Here is an 18,338-nt window from a genome sequence, read left to right on the forward strand (position 1 = left end):
GGCGGACTCGGCCGGATTGTGGCCGGCAAGGCGTGCGGCCAGATATGCGCCATTGAAAGAATCGCCAGCGCCGGTCGTATCGACAGGCGCCGCGACATGGATCGCGGGGACTTCGTGCACGGTCCCATGTTCGGCGATGAGTGCCGGTTGCTCGCCATTCTTGACGACGACCTCGCCGACCAATTGACCCAGCCGGTCAACCGTTGCTTGCGGCGTGGCATCGCCGAAGAGCATCTGCTCGTCCGGGAAAGTGGGCAACGCGATGTCCGTAACGGCGAGTGCGTCGACGGTTGCCCCTTGCGCCTCCTCGCGCCTCGTCCAGAGCCGCGGCCGATAGTTGGGATCGAAGGCGACGAGCGAGCCCGCCGCCCGAGCCTTGGAAACGGCAGTCAGCAACGTCTTGCGCGCGGCATCGTCCAGAATTGCCAAAGTGATTCCGCTAAAATAGACAAGAGCCTGATTTTCCAGGCTTTTCGACAATGCGGCCGGGTCGGATGCGAGCTGCCTGGCTGCGGCATCTGCGCGCCAATAGGTGAAGGACCGTTCGGCACCGGTCAGCGTGATGGCGTAAAGGCCTGGCCGTGCGCCCGATATGACAGGGCTGGAGCCGATGCCGATTCCGTTTTCGGCGAGGAAGGCGATCTGGCGTTTCGAGAACGGGTCGTCGCCGAAGGCCGAGACATAGGTTGCCGGCCGATCGCTGCTCAAGGCGTGCAGCGCCCACAGCATGTTGAACGTGTCGCCTGCAAACCCCATGCGCCAGTCCGGGCCCGTCTGGCCCGACAGTTCGAGCATGCATTCCCCGATCGAGGCGACGCCGCTTCCCGCCATTCGCTGTCCTCCAATGACTTCGGTGCTGTAGCTTTTTGGAGCTGGCAGCGCCATGGTTGGCAAGCAGCCTTTTTTCAGCCACGACGTTTTCCCACAGGCTGGCGGGATGCGATCCGCCCAGCGCAACGTTGACCGCAGAAGAGGAACCGGTTTGGCATCATTATGGCGTTATCTTCTGGCGGGTCTCGGTCTGGCTGCCTTGCTGGCTGGCATCCTCGCGGTCGTTTATATGACGGCACCGCGTTCGTCGCAGCCCGCCGGTCCCGATGTCTCGCGCACGAAGAACACCGACAATGGGCTGTTCGTGGCAAGCCTGGAGCCGGAGCGTGGCGTGGTGCGCCAGGGGGAACTGCAATCCTGGCGGCTGACCTTGAAAACCAAGGCCGGGGCTCCGGTGGAAGGCGCCGCGATCGCGATCTCCGGTGGCATGCCGCAGCACAATCACGGCCTGCCGACCAGCCCGCAGGCGACCGACTATCTCGGCGATGGTCGCTACCGTATCGAGGGGGTCAAGTTCACGATGAGCGGCTGGTGGCAGCTGCACTTCGCCATCTCCGCCACGGCGGGGTCCGACACGGTGCTGTTCAACGTGGTGCTGTGAGCGGCCGATGAAGCGCCTATCGTGCCTTCTGGCGCTGATGCTGCTCGCCATTCCCGCCGGTTGCGGCAAGCCGGATTTTTCCGACTCCGACAAGAAGACCATCGCGTCGCTGGCCTTGAACACGCTGCCGGCGCTGAAGCCAGACACCACCAATCGCTTTGCCGACGTGCCGGCCGCTGCCGCGCTTGGCTCGACGCTGTTCTTCGACCTGGGCATGAGCCGTGACGGCACTGTGTCGTGCTCGACCTGCCACAAGATCGACCGGCAGTTCCAGGACGACCTGCCGCAGGCCGTCGGCGTTGGCCGTACCAACCGGCGCACCATGGCACTGGCCGGCGTGGCGCGAGACCCCTGGTTTTTCTGGGACGGCCGCCGCGACAGCCTGTGGGCGCAAGCGCTGACGCCGCTCGAAAACCCGCTTGAGCAGGCAGGCAACCGCACCGCCTACGCGCACTACATGAAGGCGCGTTTCGGAGAGCGCTATGAGCGCATTTTCGGTCCGCTGCCCGATTTCGCGGGCATGCCGCTGGATGCCAGCCCGCTCGGCACCGAGGCCGAGAAGGCCGCCTGGAACGCGATGAGCGATGCGCAGCGCGACTCCGTCAACGGTGTCTTTGCCAATATCGGCAAGGCCATCGCCGCCTTCGAGCGATCGATCGAGCCTGCATCGACGCGCTTCGATCGCTTTGCACTGGATCTTGCCACGGGCGCCGAGCCGAAGGGCGATGCCATCTTTTCCCAGCAGGAGATCCTCGGACTGAAACTGTTTATCGGCAAGGCCAACTGCGTCACCTGCCACAGCGGCCCGCGCTTCACCGACAACAGCTTCCACAATACCGGTGTGCCGCCGGTCGCCGGCTTGCCGCCGGATCGTGGGCGGGCCGATGCGGTGGCGCAGGTCTTGGCCGATCCGTTCAACTGCTTCGGCGCCTTTCGCGACGGCGACGCCGGCGCCTGCGGCGAACTCCGCTTCATGGTCAAGGATACGCCGCAACTCATCCGGGCTTACAAGACGCCCTCGCTGCGCGGTGCCGCAACGCGCCCGCCCTACATGCATGCCGGGCAGTTTTCCTCGCTCGACGAGGTGGTGGCGCACTATGCAAAGGCGGCGCCGAGTGTGGAGGGGGCGAGCGAGCTTCACCCGCTGGACTTGTCGGACCGCGAACGATCAGCGCTGGTGGCGTTCCTGAAGACGTTGTCGGACTGATCTACCGGTCCTTCACTGTCTCCATGGCCACGAAGGTCGAGGTCTGGGCGACATGGGGAAGGGCGGATATGCGCTCGCCGAGCACCCGGCGATAGGCGGCGATGTCCTTGGTGCGGACCTTCAGCAGATAGTCGAAGCTCGATGCCATCATGTGGCACTGCTCGATCTCAGGCACGGCCTGCACGGAGCGGTTGAAGGCGTCGAGTGCCGCGGACCGGGTATCAGACAATTTCACCTGGACGAACGCGACATGGCCTTCACCCATGCGCTCGCGGTCGATGATCGCTTGGTAGCCCCTGATATAGCCGTCCTTCTCCAGCCGTTTGACCCGCGCCTGCACCGGGGTCTTGGAAAGACCGACCTTTGCTGCCAACTCGGACATGGAGAGTCGGCCGTCGCTTGCAAGCGCGGCCAGGATGTTGCGGTCGATGCGGTCCAGTTGGTCTTCTGTCATGAGAAATGCAGTCCATAAGACGCTATAGCGGGCCGATAATAGATCGAAAGACCTGTCATGTCGATTTCTTTGGACCGGCCCAGATTTGGCGTCCGTGCTAGCGTGCGCCGTTCGGTCCGGCGACCGCCGGTCCACTCCATGATGCTCGCTCCACAGGACCGCCATGCCAGCGCTCGATGCCATCCGCCAGCAGATCCGCGCCAATTACCTGCCCGACGAAGACCAGGCCGTGACGCGGCTGGCTGAAGCGACGGGGCTTTCGGGCAGAGAACGCGATGCAATCTCGGCGCGGGCCGCCGATCTGGTGCGGGCGGTGCGCGGCTCTTCGGATCCCCGGCTGATGGAAGTCTTCCTCTCGGCCTATGGGCTTTCCACCAAGGAGGGCGTGGCGCTGATGTGCCTTGCGGAGGCGCTGCTGCGCGTGCCCGACACCGAGACGATGGACGACCTCATCGCCGACAAGATCGCGCCGCATGACTGGTCGGCACATTCCGGCGGCTCGAGCTCGATCTTCGTCAACGCCTCGACCTGGGCACTGATGCTGACCGGGCGTGTGCTGGACGAGGGCGAGGGCGGCATCGAGGGCACGTTGCGATCGATGGTCCGGCGGCTGGGCGAGCCGGTCATCCGCAAGGCGGTGGCCGCCGCCATGCGCGAGATGGGCGAACAGTTCGTGCTCGGCCGCAGCATCGCGGAAGCCGTCAAGCGCGGTCGGCCGATGACGCAAAAGGGCTATCTCTATTCCTTCGACATGCTTGGCGAGGCGGCCCGCACCGAGGCCGACGCGCTTCGCTACCACAAGGCCTATGCCGATGCGATTTCCTCGCTCGATGCCGGGTCCAATGGCCCTGACATCCGGCAGAACCACGGCATTTCGGTGAAGCTCTCGGCGCTGCATCCGCGCTACGAGGTGGCGCAGAAGGAAGAGATGCTGCCTGTCATGGCCGAGCGCCTGCTGTCGCTGGCGGTTGCAGCCAGGCATTCGCGCATGGGCCTCAACATCGACGCCGAGGAGGCTGATCGCCTCGACCTGTCGCTCGATGTCATCGAGCGAGTGCTGGCCGACCCGGAACTCGCCGGCTGGAATGGTTTTGGCGTGGTCGTGCAGGCCTATGGGCCACGCGCGGCCTTCGTCATCGACTGGCTCTACGCGCTGGCCAGGAAATACGACCGCACCATCATGGTGCGGCTGGTCAAGGGCGCCTATTGGGACACCGAGATCAAGCGGGCGCAGACCCTGGGGCTGACCGGCTATCCCGTCTTCACCCGCAAGGCCAACACCGACGTGTCGTACATGGCCTGCGCCAAGAAGCTTCTGTCGATGACCGATCGGATCTACCCGCAATTCGCCACCCACAACGCCCATACGGTCGCGGCCATCCTGTCGATGGCGTCGAACCGCGATTCGTTCGAGTTCCAGCGCCTGCACGGCATGGGGGAGGCGCTGCATGAGGCGGTGCGCAAGGCCGAAGGCACGCGCTGCCGGATCTATGCGCCTGTCGGCGCGCATTCCGACCTGCTCGCCTACCTGGTCCGCCGGCTTCTGGAAAACGGCGCCAACTCCTCTTTCGTGCATCAGTTGACCGACGACGAGGTCGAGCCAGAGGATATCGCGCGCGATCCACTCGAGACGGTCGAGAGCCAGGGCCCCGCCGCCAATCCGGCGATTGCCCGCCCTTCCCAGATTTTTGGGGCAAGCCGCCGCAACTCGAAGGGGTTCGATATTTCCGACACGGTGACCCTAGCTGCGATCGACAAGGCCAGGGAGGCATTTGGCGGGCCGGATCGCTGGCATGCCAAGCCGATCACCCGGGCCGCCGGCTACGGCAAGCAGCGCCCCATCTTCAATCCGGCCAAGCCTTCCGAAGTCGTCGGCACGGTCAGCGAGGCCGCTGCCAAGCAGGTGGCGACCGCCGTGCGCTTCGCTGTGGAGGCGCAGCCCGCCTGGGCAAAGCGGCCCGTCGCCGAGCGATCCGCCATCCTCAACCGCGCCGCCGACCTTTACGAGGCCAATGCCGTGGAGTTTTTTGCATTGGCGACGCGCGAGGCAGGCAAATCGCTGGCCGACGGGGTGGCGGAAGTTCGCGAAGCCGTCGACTTCCTGCGCTACTACGCCGCCGAGGCAGCCAACGCCGAGGCCGGCACGCAAGCCCGCGGTGTCATCGTCTGCATTTCGCCGTGGAATTTCCCGCTCGCCATCTTCGCCGGCCAGATCGCGGCGGCGCTCGTCACCGGCAATTCAGTGATCGCCAAGCCCGCCGAGCAGACACCGCTGATCGCCTTCCGCGCCGTCGAACTGCTGCGCGAGGCAGGCGTGCCGGAGGATGTCATCCAGCTCTTGCCGGGCGACGGCCCTTCTGTCGGCGGACCGCTGACATCCGATCCGCGCATTGCAGGCGTATGCTTCACAGGCTCGACCGAGGTCGCCAAGCTGATCGAGAAGCAATTGGCGGAGACCGCCGCGCCGGACGCCATGCTGATCGCCGAGACCGGCGGATTGAACGCGATGATCGTCGATTCCACCGCGCTGCCAGAACAGGCGGTGCGCGACATCCTTGCCTCCGCCTTCCAGAGTGCCGGGCAGCGCTGCTCGGCGCTGCGCGTGCTCTATGTGCAGAAGGACGTCGAGAAGAAGATGCTGGAGATGCTGAAGGGCGCCATGGAAGCGCTCAGCATCGGCGATCCCTGGCGGATTTCGACCGATGTCGGACCGGTCATTGACGACGAGGCGAGGGACTCGATCCGCGACTATTGCACCAGGATGGGCCTGCAGGGGCGGCTGATCGCCAAGCTCGAAGCGCCGAAGGACGGCCGCTTCGTCGCCCCGCATGTCTTCCGGGTGAAAGGCATTGAGGAGATGGAGCGCGAGGTGTTCGGGCCGGTGCTGCATGTCGCGACCTTCGAGGCTGACCAGATCGACGCGGTGATCGCCGCCATCAACCGCAAAGGTTATGGCCTGACTTTTGGCCTGCATACCCGCATCGAGGGTCGCGTGCAGCATTTCGTCGACGGCATCCATGCCGGCAACATCTATGTCAACCGCAATCAGATCGGCGCCGTGGTCGGTTCGCAGCCGTTCGGCGGCGAGGGTCTGTCCGGCACCGGGCCGAAGGCTGGTGGTCCGCACTATCTCAGGCGGTTCCGGAAGGGACCGGAGGCCGGCACGCCTCTCGACGAGGGCCACAAGGTGACGGCGACCGAGCTTGCAGACAATCTGCCCGATCCAACGCTTGGCGGCTGGTCGACACGCCCGGATCGTATCGCGATCTTGAGGAAACATCTGCGCGGCAAGGGCGCGGCAGCCATCGGGGCAGCTGCCGGCATCGATTTCGGCCAGGTCGACCTGCCCGGACCGACCGGCGAGGCCAATACGCTGTCGCTGTCGCCACGCGGACGGGTGCTATGCCTCGGCCCCGACGGCGACACGCTGCTGGCCCAGGCGATCCAGGCGCTGGCCGCCGGCAACGCCGTGCTGGCGGTCGCGCCCGGCGCGCCGGCGGCACTCTCGGCGCTGACCGGCAAAGGCCTGCCCTTGGCGGCCATCGACGGTCGGCCAGATCCTGTCGAGGCGCGCTCGCTGCGCGTCGACGTCGTCGCGTTTTCCGGCACGCCGGAAGCCTTGCGGGTTGTTCGCAAGGTCATCGCCGATCGCAGTGGGCCGATCGTGCCGCTGGTCAGCGAGGTGCTTAACCCCGCGGCCTACGCGCACGAGCGGGCCGTCTGCGTCGACACCACGGCGGCCGGCGGCAACGCCAGCCTGCTGGCCGGCTCCTGACGGCCGACCGGACCTACGCGCCCTCGACGACGGAAAAACCCTCGAACTGAGGGTGGCCGGAATAATGCACCTTGGTCGTGCCGACATTCCTGTGGGCGGCGCGGAAATTCTCCGACCTGGTCCAGGCGATGAAATCGTCATGGCTCGCCCACACCGTGTGCGAGGCAAATAGCGTATAGCCCTCGGCCTCGTTGACAGGGCCGCGCAGCAGATGGAATTGCTGGAAGCCCTTCATTTCGGCCAGGCTGGAATCGCGGTTCTTCCAGACGGCCTCGAAATCGTCCTCCGAGCCGGTCAGGACCTTGAAGCGGTTCATGGCGATGTACATGGGGTTCCTTTCTCAATAGGTGGGGTGATGCGATAGGTTGAACTGCGAAGCGTTGGCCGTCAGAACGGGCCGATTGCTCCGGTGAATTCCAGACTCTCGCCAACCTTTGGCGGGATCGGGGGGAAGGGGGCCGCCTTGCGAACGAAACCCAGCACGATCTGGTCGAAGGTTTCCGAGCCCGAGCTTTCGACGACGCGCAGTTCGTCGATATTGCCCTGTCTGCCGATAACGAAGGTGACAACGGTGTTGCTACGCGCCGTGGCTTGGAGCGAAGGCGGCACTGCTCGATACACGCGGCCAAGTCTTCTGATAACGTCGCCGCGGTAGCTGTCCTCCGCCGCACTCCCTGCATCCTTCTCTCTCTTGCCTTTGCTGTCTGCCTGCGCCACTCGGTCCTGGCCGTCGGCCATGCCGCTCTTTTCATTCGCTGCCGTTGAAGGCGCGGCCGCCGGAGTCGGCCTGGCACCGGGGATCGGAGGCCGATCTGGAACGGCAGGCATTTGGCTGCTTTCAGCCTGAATGGCCGGCCGTGCAGGCGGTTCAGATTTCGCTGCCACGCTCTGATCGGCATGGCGCCGGGTTGCCGCCGGGAGTATGTCTGGCGCGGCCGCCGGCTGTTTGATCGCTTCCGGCTGCCCTGCCGCTTCCTGGAAGGGCCTGGACGGTTGTTTCACGGGTTTGCGCTCGGGCTGCGAAGGGTCTGTCGGCGGTGCCGGCTTCGCAGGCCTTGCCGGCTGTGGCTTGATCGGTTGCGGGTTCGACACCAGCTTGACATTTATTGCAGCCGGATCCTTGTCCAACGAACTGCCCGCCACTTTGTCGCCGACCTTGTTGCTGCCTTCCGATTGCGCCGCGTCCCTGGAATCGGACCTGCCGGCGGGCGAAATCAGGAACGCCGCCGCCACTGCTGCATGGAGCAGGCAGGAGATAACGACCGCCGCTGTCCATTTGCGGTTCCATTCCGATGCGCGAAGGGGCGCCTCGGCCGGCACAATCGCCAGCACGCTGCCGGCGTCGGGAAGGGGGTTGATATCCTGCATGTCTCGCCGCGAGACCTGCAGCGACCCGGGCAGACTTGTCAAATCAAGTTCGTTCGCAAGCAGCGGCAGCCAGCCATGGCCGGCCGGCGGCCATGTCACCGAGTCTGCCGCGAATGATGGATGCAGTCCCACCTCAGAGGCCGAAAGCGATGCCGGTCCTGGTGCCGGTCCGCAGCTTGTGCATGCAGGCACTCGGTTCGATGCCGGTGCCGGCGCATTCCGTCGCGCTGTTGATCAGCACGCGGCTGACCTTGCCGCATTCGGTGCCCGCCAGATCGAAGCGCGTCACCTTGGTCTTGCCCGCCGGAAGCTCCTTGAAATCGAGTACGGTCAGCCGGTCGACAATTCCCGCCTCGTTGAACAAGGCGATCTCGAACGCCGCCTTGGAGAGGTCGGCGCCGAGATCGTTGTTGACCACGAAGGTCAGCCGGCAGCCCTTGTCGGAAGGCTGCGCGGCGTTGAGTTCGAGGCTCAGCGCGGCGATCGGCGCGGGCTCTTGCGCCCGCGCGGAAGCCACCGCAAGCGACATCGCCAGCGCCGAGGTCAGCAGACGAAGCGATGTCGTCACGCTCATTTCCGTCAGCCCCCGAAACGCATTGTCGCGGCGAGCTTCAGCGTGATGCCGGGCTCGTAGACCGCGACCGTGGTGCTGCCGTTCAACGGGTTGGCGTATTTCACGTCGAACAGATTGTCGGCACGGAAATCGACCTTCAGATTGTCCGTCGCCTGGTAGCTGGCGAAGGCATTGACCAGCGTATAGTCCTCGGCCACCGCGTTGCCCTTGGGCTTGCCGTTGTACTGCACTTCGCCGCCGACCGTCAGCTTGTCCTCGAGGAAGCGCAGTCCAAGCTGGGCGGTGACCTGCGAGGACGGGATAGTGGCCAGATCAGCCCGGTCGCCCTCATACGATATGGTGTGGCCGTTGGTGATCGAGGCGGACAGGCCGGCATAGCCCCATGCCGCATCGTAGACGCCTTCCATCTCGAAGCCGTTGATCTTCGCCTTGGCGAAATTCTGATACTGGTAGCAGATCGGTATGCCGGGGCCGAACGGGCAGCCACTGGTCGGATCGAACGGCGAAAGCGTCACGCCGTCGATATAGTCGTCGACATCGTTGTTGAAATAAGCGGCCTTGAGACGAAACGCGTCACCGGCCTCGAAGATGTCATTTTGCTTATAGTTGACCCCGAACTCGGTGGTCTTGCCGGTTTCAGGCCGGAGGTTTGGATTGGGCAGGAACGGGAAGCTGACGCCCGCCGGGTGATTGCCGCTGATGAGCGTCTCCGTGATCGAAGGCGAGCGATAGCCTTCCGCATAGGTGCCATAGAACTGCAGGCCGGCCAGCGCGACGGATTCGAATGGCGAGACGCCGACGGTGATGCGCGGCGATACCCTGTCGCCAGAAATGTCGTTGGTATCGTCCTTGAGGCTGTAACTGTCGTAGCGCAGGCCGCCGATGACCTCCAGCCATTCCCAGGTGAGCTTGTCCTGGACATATGCGCCGGACACGTTGCGCTTGCCCGAAGGCGTGTAGAAGCTGTCGCCGCCGGCGGCGCCGCCGGTCTCGACGTCGTCGCCAACCCAGTCACCGCCATAGGTCAGTTCGTGCGCGATGGCGGCGGTCTCGAAACGGGATGTATTCCAGATGTCGATCCCGGTGGTGCCGACATCGAATGTCGATTGCGATCCCGCCGGCAAGACAACGGGAAGGCCGGTTACCGGGTCGAACCGGTTCTGGGCGACAAGGCTCGTCAGGTCGAGATTGGTCTTGTTGTAGGAGGTGTTGATATGAAGATCGAGCCAGCTCTTGTCTTCATCCGTGATGTTGTAGCGGGCCGTGAACGTGTTCGACTTCAGGTCGACGTCGTTGACCGGCACGCCGCCGCTGATCTCGCTCCAGCCGTCGCTCGAGCCAACCCAGCCTAGTTTCAGTTCGCTGTTTTCGGTTGGCCTGATCGTGGTCTTGAGCAGGCCGCTGAGCACGTCGAACCCGGTGCCCTGGACCGTGTCGCCGCCGCCGTCCTTGTAGTCGTCGTAGTTGCGGTAGACGATGTTTCCGAGCACATCCCAGTTCTCGTTGACGCGGTAGGCGCCGGATGCGCTAGTGGTCCAGCCCTTGCCATTGCTCTCGTAGCGTCCGGTGACGGAACCGGCCCAGCTCTCGTCGGGCTTGAGGAAGTCCCCGGCATCCTTGGTGTCGAAGAACACCACGCCGCCGATGGCGCCGGAACCATAGGTGTTGGCGACCGGACCACGGATCACGTCGACGGACTTGATCAGCTCGGGATCGATATAGAAGGTCGACTGCGTGCCGTGGTCGGAGCGCTGGAAATCCTGGCGCGCGCCATCGACGATGACCGCGACGCGGCCGAAATCCTGCAAGCCGCGAATGTTGATGCTGGAGCTGACACGCCTGGCGTCGGCCTGCACCGCGACACCGGGCACGCCCAGCAGCATCTCGTTCGGCGTCGTCGCCATACGGCGTTCAAGCTGTTCCTGGTCGACATGGCTGGCCGAGGCCAGCGATTCGATCGCCGTTTCACCGGTGCGGCTGATGACGAGAATCTTGTCGAGCAGCGTGGCTCCATCAGGCGCGGCCTTTTCCTGATCGGGCTTCTTCTGCTCATCCATCTGCTGGCCCGCCGGCTGCGTCGCCTGCTGCGCGCTGGCCAAGGTTGCCGACAGGGCGACCGTTGCCACCCCGGCCAGCAAGGCCGCCGCACCGTTCGCCGCCGACCGGCCGCGCCATTCCCAATTCAACAAGCCCATGCCCCAACTCCAAGTTCTAGGTTTGCATGCTGGCTGGCGTGGGGCTGGCTGGCATTTTGATCACGTCCGGCGTCTTAAATGTTGACTCGTTCAGTCCGGTATTGCACTGACTAATAAACATGAGTATTCAAGTCAACAATGAATCGGATCTACGCAACGCCTAGCCAGATGCCCGGCACAGGAAAGGGATCGACCCCAGATGAACACGCACAATCCCAATGATTTTCGCTATCGCGTCCGCCGTTCCGATGACATTCCGGCCCGCTTCGACCGGGTTCCCCTGGCGGTGCGGACCCTCTCCAGCAACACACTGTTCCAGGGCGAGCACGAGATCGGCATCGAACACCACGGCGCCCTCTACCGGCTGAAAATCACCCGCCAGGGCAAGCTCATTCTCAACAAGTAAGGCAAGGCAGGACGAGACATGGACCAGCGCGTAAAACCCGCCCCGCATGAAATCCGGCGGGCACGGACAGAGAATCCGAAAACGCGCGAGAGTGACCTGGCGGCTCAGCTCGGCGTTTCCGAAGCTGAACTGGTCGCCGCGCATTGCGGCGACGGCGTCCTGCGTATCGAGCCGCGCGTCAATGATTTGCTGACCGGTCTCGAAGCGGTCGGCGAGGTCATGGCGCTGACCCGCAATGAAAGCGCGGTGCACGAAAAGATCGGCATCTATGACAAGGTCGTCACGGGCAACCATAATGCCATGGTGCTTGGCGAACAGATCGACCTCCGAATCTTTCCCAAGATCTGGTCGCACGGCTTTGCCGTGGAAAAGCGCGATGGCGAGGACATCCGCCGCAGCCTGCAATTCTTCGATGCTGCGGGCGAGGCCGTTCACAAGGTGCATTTGCGGCCGGCGTCCAGCCTCTATGCCTATCAAAAGCTGGTGGCGACGCTCGAATCGCCGAACCAGGAACCTTCGGTCGACATCGTTGCCGCCGGCTCCGATGATGAGGTCGAGACCGCCGGAGTTTCCGCCAATCTCGATGATCTGCGTGACCGCTGGAGCCGGCTGACCGACGTGCACCAGTTCTTCGGCATGCTGAAGACGATGAAGCTCGGCCGCCGCCAGGCGGTGCGGATGGTCGGCCAGGATTACGCCTGGCTGGTCGCCAACGATGCGGTCAGCGCCATGTTCGACCAGGCCGCCGAGGCCGCCGTGCCGATCATGTGCTTTGTCGGCAATCGCGGCTGCATCCAGATCCATTCCGGCCCGGTCAAATCCATCAAACCGATGGGGCCGTGGATCAATGTGCTGGACGAGACTTTCCATCTGCATTTGCGGACGGACCACATCCACGAGGTCTGGGCCGTGCGCAAGCCTACCAAGGACGGTCATGTCACCTCGCTCGAAGCCTACGCCGCCGACGGCAAGATGATCATCCAGTTCTTCGGCAAGCGCCATGAAGGCGAGGGTGAACGCGGTGACTGGCGTTCCCTGGCGGAAACCCTGCCGCGTCTTCCAAGCACGACAGCAGCCTGAGGACGTGTGATGAAATTTCTCTCGAGACTGCCGGCTTGGCGTGGATCGATTCTCGGACCGATGCTGGGCCTTTCCGTTGCTTTTGCCGCGATCGCGCCGGTCGCCGCTGCAGAGGTCACCTCGGTTTTCACCGATTCCTCGAAAATTGTCGCCATTGGCGGGTCGATCACCGAGATCGTCTATGCGCTTGGCGAGGAGGGCCATCTCGTTGCACGCGATTCGACCAGCACCTACCCGAAGGCGGCGCTCAACCTTCCCGACGTCGGCTATATGCGGCAGCTTTCGCCGGAGGGTGTGCTGTCGGTCAATCCGTCGGGCATATTGGCCCTGCATGGCAGCGGCCCCAAGGAAGCCGTGGAAGTGCTGAAGAAGGCGAGCGTCCCGTTTATCGAAGTGCCGGAGCGCTACGACAATGACGGTATCGTCGAGAAGATACGCATAGTGGGCAAGGCCCTCGGCGTCGACGCCAAGGCCGAGAAGCTGGCCACGGAAGTCGAGGCCAAGCTGGTCGCCGCGGAAAAGCGGACGGCGTCGATCAAGGACCGCAAGCGCGTCCTGTTCGTGCTGTCGATGCAGGGCGGCAAGGTCCTGGCGGCGGGCAGCGAGACTGCGGCCGACGGAATTGTCAAGCTGGCCGGCGGCGTCAATGCCGTCGAGGGTTTCTCCGGCTACAAGCAATTGTCCGACGAGGCGATCGTGACCGCCAAACCGGACGTGATCCTGATGATGAGCAATGCCGGCCCTCCGGTTTCGGAGGACGAACTGTTCGCCAACCCTTCCATCTCCTCGACCCCGGCGGGTGCCGCCCGCAAGGTGATCCGTGTCGATGGCGGCTATCTGCTTGGCTTCGGACCGCGCACGGCCGATGCCATCCTCGATCTCGCCGTCTCGCTCTATGGCGCGCAGGTTACGGACTGAGCGGGCGCATCATGGTCGATCAATCGATCGCCGGCCGGGAAGCGGTGAGGACGAGTGAGACGGAAGGCGACCGCTCAAGGCGGGCTCGCCTCGTCATCCTGCTGCTGTGCCTGGGGCTCGCCATCGCGGTATTGCTGTCGCTGACGTCGGGCGCATCGGATGCATCGGCCGTAAACGTCATCGGCGACTGGCTGCTTGGCACGGTTCCGGGTGACGCGACGCTGAGCGCCCGGGACAGGTTGATCGTCTACGACATCCGTCTGCCGCGCGTCGTCATGGGCATGCTGGTCGGCGCGGCGCTCGCGGTCTCCGGCGCCGTCATGCAGGGGCTTTTTCGCAATCCACTTGCCGACCCCGGCCTGATCGGCGTTTCCGCCGGTTCCAGCCTTGGGGCTGTTGCCGTCATCGTGCTCGGCGCGACGTTCCTCGCGCCAGTGACGGCTATGCTTGGCACTCTCGCCCTGCCCCTGGCGGCATTCTGCGGCGGGCTCGCCACGACGCTGGTGCTCTATCAGGTCGCCACGCGGCAGGGGCGCACCTCGGTTGCCACCATGCTGCTGGCCGGTATCGCGCTGGCGGCCCTCGCCATGGCACTGACGGGCATCCTGATCTTCATGGCGGATGACCGCCAGCTGCGGGACCTGACATTCTGGCAGCTCGGATCGCTCGGCGGTGCGACGTGGCCGAAGATCGCCTCGGTCGGCCCGATCATCGTGCTGGCCCTGGCGGCGATGCCGTTCCTGGCGCGCGGCCTCAACGCGCTGGCGCTGGGCGAGGCGACGGCCGGTCATCTCGGCATTCCGGTGCAGCGGCTGAAATATACCGCCATCATCGGCGTTTCGGCGGCGGTCGGCGCATCCGTCGCCGTCAGCGGCGGCATCGGCTTCGTCGGCATCGTCGTGCCGCATCTGCTGCGCCTGCTGATCGGTCCCGACAACCGCTATCTGCTGCCGGCATCGGCACTGCTTGGCGGCTCCCTGCTGCTGCTGGCCGATGCGGTCGCGCGCACTATCGTGGCGCCGGCGGAGCTGCCGATCGGAATCGTCACGGCGATATCAGGCGCGCCGTTCTTTCTCTGGATCCTGCTGCGCAAGCGCGGCGTGATCGATTTGTGAGCCTGGGATTGTGGGAATGGGACCTGTGAGGCTTTGATGATCGAGGCGAGGGATGTTTCGGTTGATCTGGCGGGCAAGCGCATTGTCGGCGGCGTCGATTTCGATGCACGTCCGGGCGAAATCGCCGCCATCGTCGGCCCCAACGGGTCGGGCAAGACGACTTTCCTCAAGGCGCTGTCGGGGGAGCTGGCCTATGGCGGGCGTGTCGTTCTCAATGGCCGTGATCTCCAGGCGATGAAGCCGGTCGAGGTTGCGGTCCAGCGCGCGGTGCTGCCACAGGCGACCACGCTTTCGTTCCCGTTCACGGTGCGGGAAGTGGTCAAGCTCGGTCTTGTCGGGGGCCGCTCGGGCGTCCTGCCGGGCGAGGATGCGCGGCTGCCGGAACGGGCGCTGGCGCGCGTCGATCTCGAGGGTTTTGCCGGGCGTTTCTACCAGGAGCTTTCCGGCGGTGAGCAACAGCGCGTCCAGCTGGCGCGCGTACTGTGCCAGGTCTGGGCGCCGGTGCTCGACGGCAAGCCGCGCTATCTGTTCCTCGACGAGCCGGTTTCAAGCCTCGACATCAAGCACCAGCTGATCATCATGAACATTGCCCGCGATTTCGCCAGAAGGGGCGGCGGCGTCATCGCCATCTTGCACGACCTCAATCTGACGGCGATGTATGCCGACCGGATCTTTGTCATGCATCGCGGCGGACTGGCCGCCACCGGGTCGCCGCAAGACGTGCTGAGCGATGAGCTGATCGAGAAAGTGTTCGATTGCCGGCTGAAGGTCGGCGTGCTGCCGGCCGGGAATGTGCCGTTCGTCCTGCCCCAATCCGCCGCTTAACGTCACCCGATCCTGACAGACCTGGTCATAATCAGGGGGTCAGGCAGCAGGCGCGCGGCGATCCATCAGCATATCGATGCCGAGCAAATTGCGGACGTTCGGGCGAGCCGCGACCAGGTCGGCGATGGTGTAGCGCTCCAGCACGGCGAAGAAGGCGTTGAGCGCCTCGCGCAAAGCCGAATTCAGTGCGCAGCTGTCGACCAGAGGGCACTCGGCGGCATCGTTCTCGAAGCATTCGGCCATAGCGAAGCTTTCTTCCGTGACACGCACCACATCGAACAGGCTGATGGAGTCTGCGGCGCGGCCCAGCTTTACGCCGCCATTCCTGCCACGCACGGTCTGGACAAGGCCGTGCTCGACCAGCGGCTGCAGGATCTTGAACAGGAAAAGCTCCGACACCGTGTAGGCGGCCGCGATTTCCGGAATACGGCTCAGACGGTCGTCATTGGCCGCGCAATACATCAGGATGCGCATCGCATAGTTGGTCTGGCGCGTAAGCCGCATTTTGTCCTCACAGGCACTGGCACGGTGCCACCACGCCAGATTCCAGAATTCCGCCGCGTTGGCTGTCCGTGTGCCGGACTCGCCACGCTTGGCCTTGGCGGAATATGGCCTATACCTTGGAACAATTCCAGACTAGCCACTCGCAATAGCTGAATAATCTCGTCAACTTTGCGTGCGGTCCGGCAAGACGCGAGGCAAGACCCGGCGTCTCGCGTATTTCATCGGGCGAAACCCCAGATAGCCCGAGATCGACGAGGAGCAACGTATCATGGCCCAACCGGCCCAATCCCCGGCGCCTTTAGGCTTCGACACCGACGCAAGCGCCAAGCTATCGGCATTGCGGCGGACGAAGTTCGTCGCCACGGCGGCGCTGGCGCTTTGCGTGCTGGTGTTCGCGCTGGCGAAGTCGTTCGAGACGGTCCATCCCTGGCTGGGTTTCGTGGCGGCGTTCGCCGAAGCGGCCACCATCGGCGGCCTCGCCGACTGGTACGCGGTGGTGGCGCTGTTCAAGCGCCCGCTGGGGCTGCCGATCCCGCACACCGCCATCATCCCGGAAAACCAGAACCGCATCGCCGACAATCTCGGCCGTTTCATCGAGGTCAACTTCCTCGCGCCCGGACCGGTGCGCGAAAAGCTAGCCGAAGTCGATTTCTCGGCGCTGGTCGCCGATTGGCTGGCCGATGCTGATCGCGCCGCCGGACTGTCGCGTTTCGTCATGCGGCTGGTGCCGCGCATGCTCGCGGCGTTTGAGCATTCCAGCCTGCGCGGCTTCGTCACCAGCCGCATGCTCGAGCAGATCGAGAAGGTGCCGCTGGCGCCGCTGGCCGCCGAGCTCTTGTCGGCGCTCACCGACGATCGCCGCCACCAGAAACTGTTCGACGAGTTCACCAAGGTGATCGGCAGGTTTCTCAATGACGAGCAGGCGCTGGCGACGATGCGCGAGAAGATCCGCGAGGAACTCCCGTCGCTGTTCAACCTGTTTCGCGCCGACGCCTATCTGCTCAAGAAGATCATCGCCTCGGCCGGCTCGCTGCTCGACGAGGTGCGGGTCGATCCCGATCACCCGATGCGGGCCGAGTTCGACCATTTCGTCCAGACATTCATCGAGAAACTCAGGACATCGAAACAGTATGCCAAGCGCGCGGAGAAGCTGAAGCGCGATTTCCTGGCCAGGCCGGAGGTCGTGGGATTGGCGAACGACATGTGGGCAAGCCTCGGCCAGTTCATCGAGCAGGACACCAGGGCTTCGGATTCGATCATCCGCGCGCACCTGGCGAACATGTTCGTCGAGGTCGGACGGCACCTCGCCGGCGACCCGCGGATCAGGGCCGACATGAACCAGGGGTTTGTCGTGGCGCTGGCCACCTTCGTCGAAAGCCAGAAGAATGGCGTGTCGAAATTCATCGCCGACCAGGTCAAGCGCTGGGATCTTGCCCAGCTGACGCGCCTGATCGAGATGAACATCGGCAGGGACCTGCAATATATCCGCTTCAACGGCATGATCATCGGCGGGCTTGCGGGCGTCGTGCTGTACGTGGCCGAGCGGCTGTTCCTCGCCGGCTGACACCCCGTCTGTGATTGCGCCGGCCCGAATGGACACGCGGCGCTTCGATGCTATTGTCATTCCCGGGAAAAGCCATTTCGGTGGCGACAGGGAGGAGACCACTATCATGGCAAAGCAACCGGAATCCGATTCGTTCATGGACATGTTCGGCAGGTTCGGCCGCGATTTGAAGCTGCCCACAGTCGACGTCGAAACCATCCTTGCGCATCATCGCAAGAACATTGAGGCGCTGGAGCAGGCGGCACGAGTGAGTGCCGCTGGAGCGACCTCGCTGTTGTCCAGGCAACGCGAGTTGCTGCAGGACACGCTGCGCGAGGTCACCGACATGGCGCAAAGCTACAAGGCGCCCGGCACGCCGCAGGAACTGATGGCCAAACAGACCGAATTTGCCAGGAAATCCTTCGAAACGGCGTTGAAGAATGCCGGCGAAGTTGCTGATCTGGTCAAGAAATCCGGCACCGAGTCTGTTGACATCCTGCGCTCGCGTATCAAGCAAGCGATGGAGGAGATCCGCGCCGGCTACGAGAAGAAGTAGCGGCTTTTGATCGAGCCTGCTTGTCTGCCGACGGCGCCGAAGGCAGGGAGAACTTCATCAGGCCAGCCGCCGCGCGGCAAGATGGCGGGATCCCGGCCGCAATCGGCGGAACGGATTCCCCGACGATGAATTGACAGAGGCCGCCGGTTCGTGGTCGTGAGGCGGGGAAGTGATCGGGATAGCATGAATGACCGAAATACGGCCTAAAACGCCGCCGACCTACGCAGAGTTGAAGACGATGGCCGGGCAGGAGCTTGGCGTGTCGGAGTGGACGACGGTCGACCAGGACCGTATCAACCAGTTCGCCGAATGCACCGGCGACCATCAATGGATCCATGTCGACCCTGAAAGGGCGCGGCGGCAAAGTCCGTTCCGCACGACGATCG

Annotated in this window: 18 protein-coding genes; 11 read left to right on the forward strand and 7 right to left on the reverse strand. The window is 64.1% G+C overall.

What is annotated here, in order from left to right; all coding sequences use genetic code 11:
- Window positions 1–831, reverse strand: an 831-nt coding sequence (locus WC739_RS17885) for a sugar kinase (protein ID WP_372954358.1), incomplete at its 3' end; no start/stop codon positions are given.
- A gap of 151 nt (window positions 832–982) precedes the next feature.
- Here WC739_RS17885 and WC739_RS17890 point away from each other — a divergent pair.
- Together WC739_RS17890 and WC739_RS17895 are read left to right on the forward strand one after the other, a co-directional pair.
- Entirely contained in the window at window positions 983–1,432 is a 450-nt protein-coding gene (locus WC739_RS17890) for a FixH family protein (protein WP_372954375.1), read from the forward strand.
- A gap of 7 nt (window positions 1,433–1,439) precedes the next feature.
- Window positions 1,440–2,639, forward strand: coding sequence for a cytochrome-c peroxidase (locus WC739_RS17895; RefSeq protein WP_372954359.1), 1,200 nt, complete (start codon window positions 1,440–1,442; stop codon window positions 2,637–2,639).
- 1 nt (window position 2,640) lies between these two features.
- On the opposite strand, the gene WC739_RS17900 is transcribed toward WC739_RS17895, so the two are convergent.
- On the reverse strand, window positions 2,641–3,093 hold the full coding sequence (locus WC739_RS17900) for an Lrp/AsnC family transcriptional regulator (RefSeq protein ID WP_372954360.1): 453 nt from the start codon (window positions 3,091–3,093) through the stop codon (window positions 2,641–2,643).
- Between the two features lie 163 nt (window positions 3,094–3,256).
- Between WC739_RS17900 and putA the strand changes: the two genes are divergently transcribed.
- Window positions 3,257–6,868 carry a bifunctional proline dehydrogenase/L-glutamate gamma-semialdehyde dehydrogenase PutA gene (putA, locus tag WC739_RS17905; protein WP_372954361.1) on the forward strand — a complete coding sequence of 1,204 codons (3,612 nt, stop codon included), beginning with the start codon at window positions 3,257–3,259 and terminating at the stop codon, window positions 6,866–6,868.
- A 13-nt stretch (window positions 6,869–6,881) separates the two neighbouring features.
- On the opposite strand, the gene WC739_RS17910 is transcribed toward putA, so the two are convergent.
- The 4 genes from WC739_RS17910 to WC739_RS17925 all read right to left on the reverse strand — a co-directional run bounded on the left by WC739_RS17910 (window position 6,882) and on the right by WC739_RS17925 (window position 11,005).
- Window positions 6,882–7,196: an antibiotic biosynthesis monooxygenase gene (locus tag WC739_RS17910; protein ID WP_372954362.1), complete on the reverse strand. Its 315-nt coding sequence runs from the start codon at window positions 7,194–7,196 to the stop codon at window positions 6,882–6,884.
- 59 nt (window positions 7,197–7,255) lie between these two features.
- Entirely contained in the window at window positions 7,256–8,236 is a 981-nt protein-coding gene (locus tag WC739_RS17915; protein ID WP_372954363.1) for a TonB family protein, read from the reverse strand.
- Window positions 8,237–8,369: 133 nt separating this feature from the next.
- Entirely contained in the window at window positions 8,370–8,810 is a 441-nt protein-coding gene (locus WC739_RS17920) for a hypothetical protein (RefSeq protein ID WP_372954364.1), read from the reverse strand.
- Between the two features lie 5 nt (window positions 8,811–8,815).
- Window positions 8,816–11,005, reverse strand: coding sequence for a TonB-dependent hemoglobin/transferrin/lactoferrin family receptor (locus tag WC739_RS17925; protein ID WP_372954365.1), 2,190 nt, complete (start codon window positions 11,003–11,005; stop codon window positions 8,816–8,818).
- 199 nt (window positions 11,006–11,204) lie between these two features.
- Here WC739_RS17925 and hemP point away from each other — a divergent pair, with 199 nt between their 5' ends.
- The 5 genes from hemP to WC739_RS17950 are packed head-to-tail and all read left to right on the forward strand — an operon-like array spanning window position 11,205 to window position 15,349.
- Window positions 11,205–11,411 (forward strand): hemin uptake protein HemP, encoded by a 207-nt coding sequence (gene hemP, locus WC739_RS17930; RefSeq protein WP_372954366.1) that lies wholly within the window; start codon window positions 11,205–11,207, stop codon window positions 11,409–11,411.
- Between the two features lie 18 nt (window positions 11,412–11,429).
- Complete coding sequence (locus WC739_RS17935; RefSeq protein ID WP_372954367.1) at window positions 11,430–12,491, forward strand: hemin-degrading factor; 1,062 nt, start codon at window positions 11,430–11,432, stop codon at window positions 12,489–12,491.
- A 9-nt stretch (window positions 12,492–12,500) separates the two neighbouring features.
- Window positions 12,501–13,409 carry a hemin ABC transporter substrate-binding protein gene (locus WC739_RS17940; RefSeq protein ID WP_372954368.1) on the forward strand — a complete coding sequence of 303 codons (909 nt, stop codon included), beginning with the start codon at window positions 12,501–12,503 and terminating at the stop codon, window positions 13,407–13,409.
- 11 nt (window positions 13,410–13,420) lie between these two features.
- Window positions 13,421–14,524 (forward strand): FecCD family ABC transporter permease, encoded by a 1,104-nt coding sequence (locus WC739_RS17945; protein ID WP_372954369.1) that lies wholly within the window; start codon window positions 13,421–13,423, stop codon window positions 14,522–14,524.
- 36 nt (window positions 14,525–14,560) lie between these two features.
- Window positions 14,561–15,349, forward strand: a complete 789-nt coding sequence (locus WC739_RS17950) for a heme ABC transporter ATP-binding protein (RefSeq protein ID WP_372954370.1) — start codon at window positions 14,561–14,563, stop codon at window positions 15,347–15,349.
- A gap of 39 nt (window positions 15,350–15,388) precedes the next feature.
- On the opposite strand, the gene rirA is transcribed toward WC739_RS17950, so the two are convergent.
- Entirely contained in the window at window positions 15,389–15,853 is a 465-nt protein-coding gene (rirA, locus tag WC739_RS17955) for an iron-responsive transcriptional regulator RirA (protein ID WP_372954371.1), read from the reverse strand.
- A 268-nt stretch (window positions 15,854–16,121) separates the two neighbouring features.
- Here rirA and WC739_RS17960 point away from each other — a divergent pair, with 268 nt between their 5' ends.
- From WC739_RS17960 to WC739_RS17970, 3 genes are all read left to right on the forward strand, one after another.
- Window positions 16,122–17,417 carry a DUF445 domain-containing protein gene (locus tag WC739_RS17960; RefSeq protein ID WP_372954372.1) on the forward strand — a complete coding sequence of 432 codons (1,296 nt, stop codon included), beginning with the start codon at window positions 16,122–16,124 and terminating at the stop codon, window positions 17,415–17,417.
- A gap of 106 nt (window positions 17,418–17,523) precedes the next feature.
- The gene (locus tag WC739_RS17965) at window positions 17,524–17,952 is read left to right on the forward strand and encodes a phasin family protein (RefSeq protein WP_372954373.1); all 429 of its coding nucleotides are present in this window, start codon (window positions 17,524–17,526) and stop codon (window positions 17,950–17,952) included.
- Window positions 17,953–18,139: 187 nt separating this feature from the next.
- Window positions 18,140–18,338, forward strand: a 199-nt coding sequence (locus WC739_RS17970) for a MaoC/PaaZ C-terminal domain-containing protein (RefSeq protein ID WP_372954374.1), incomplete at its 3' end; no start/stop codon positions are given.

The organism is Mesorhizobium sp., assembly GCF_041661565.1.
Taxonomy (GTDB): domain Bacteria; phylum Pseudomonadota; class Alphaproteobacteria; order Rhizobiales; family Rhizobiaceae; genus Mesorhizobium.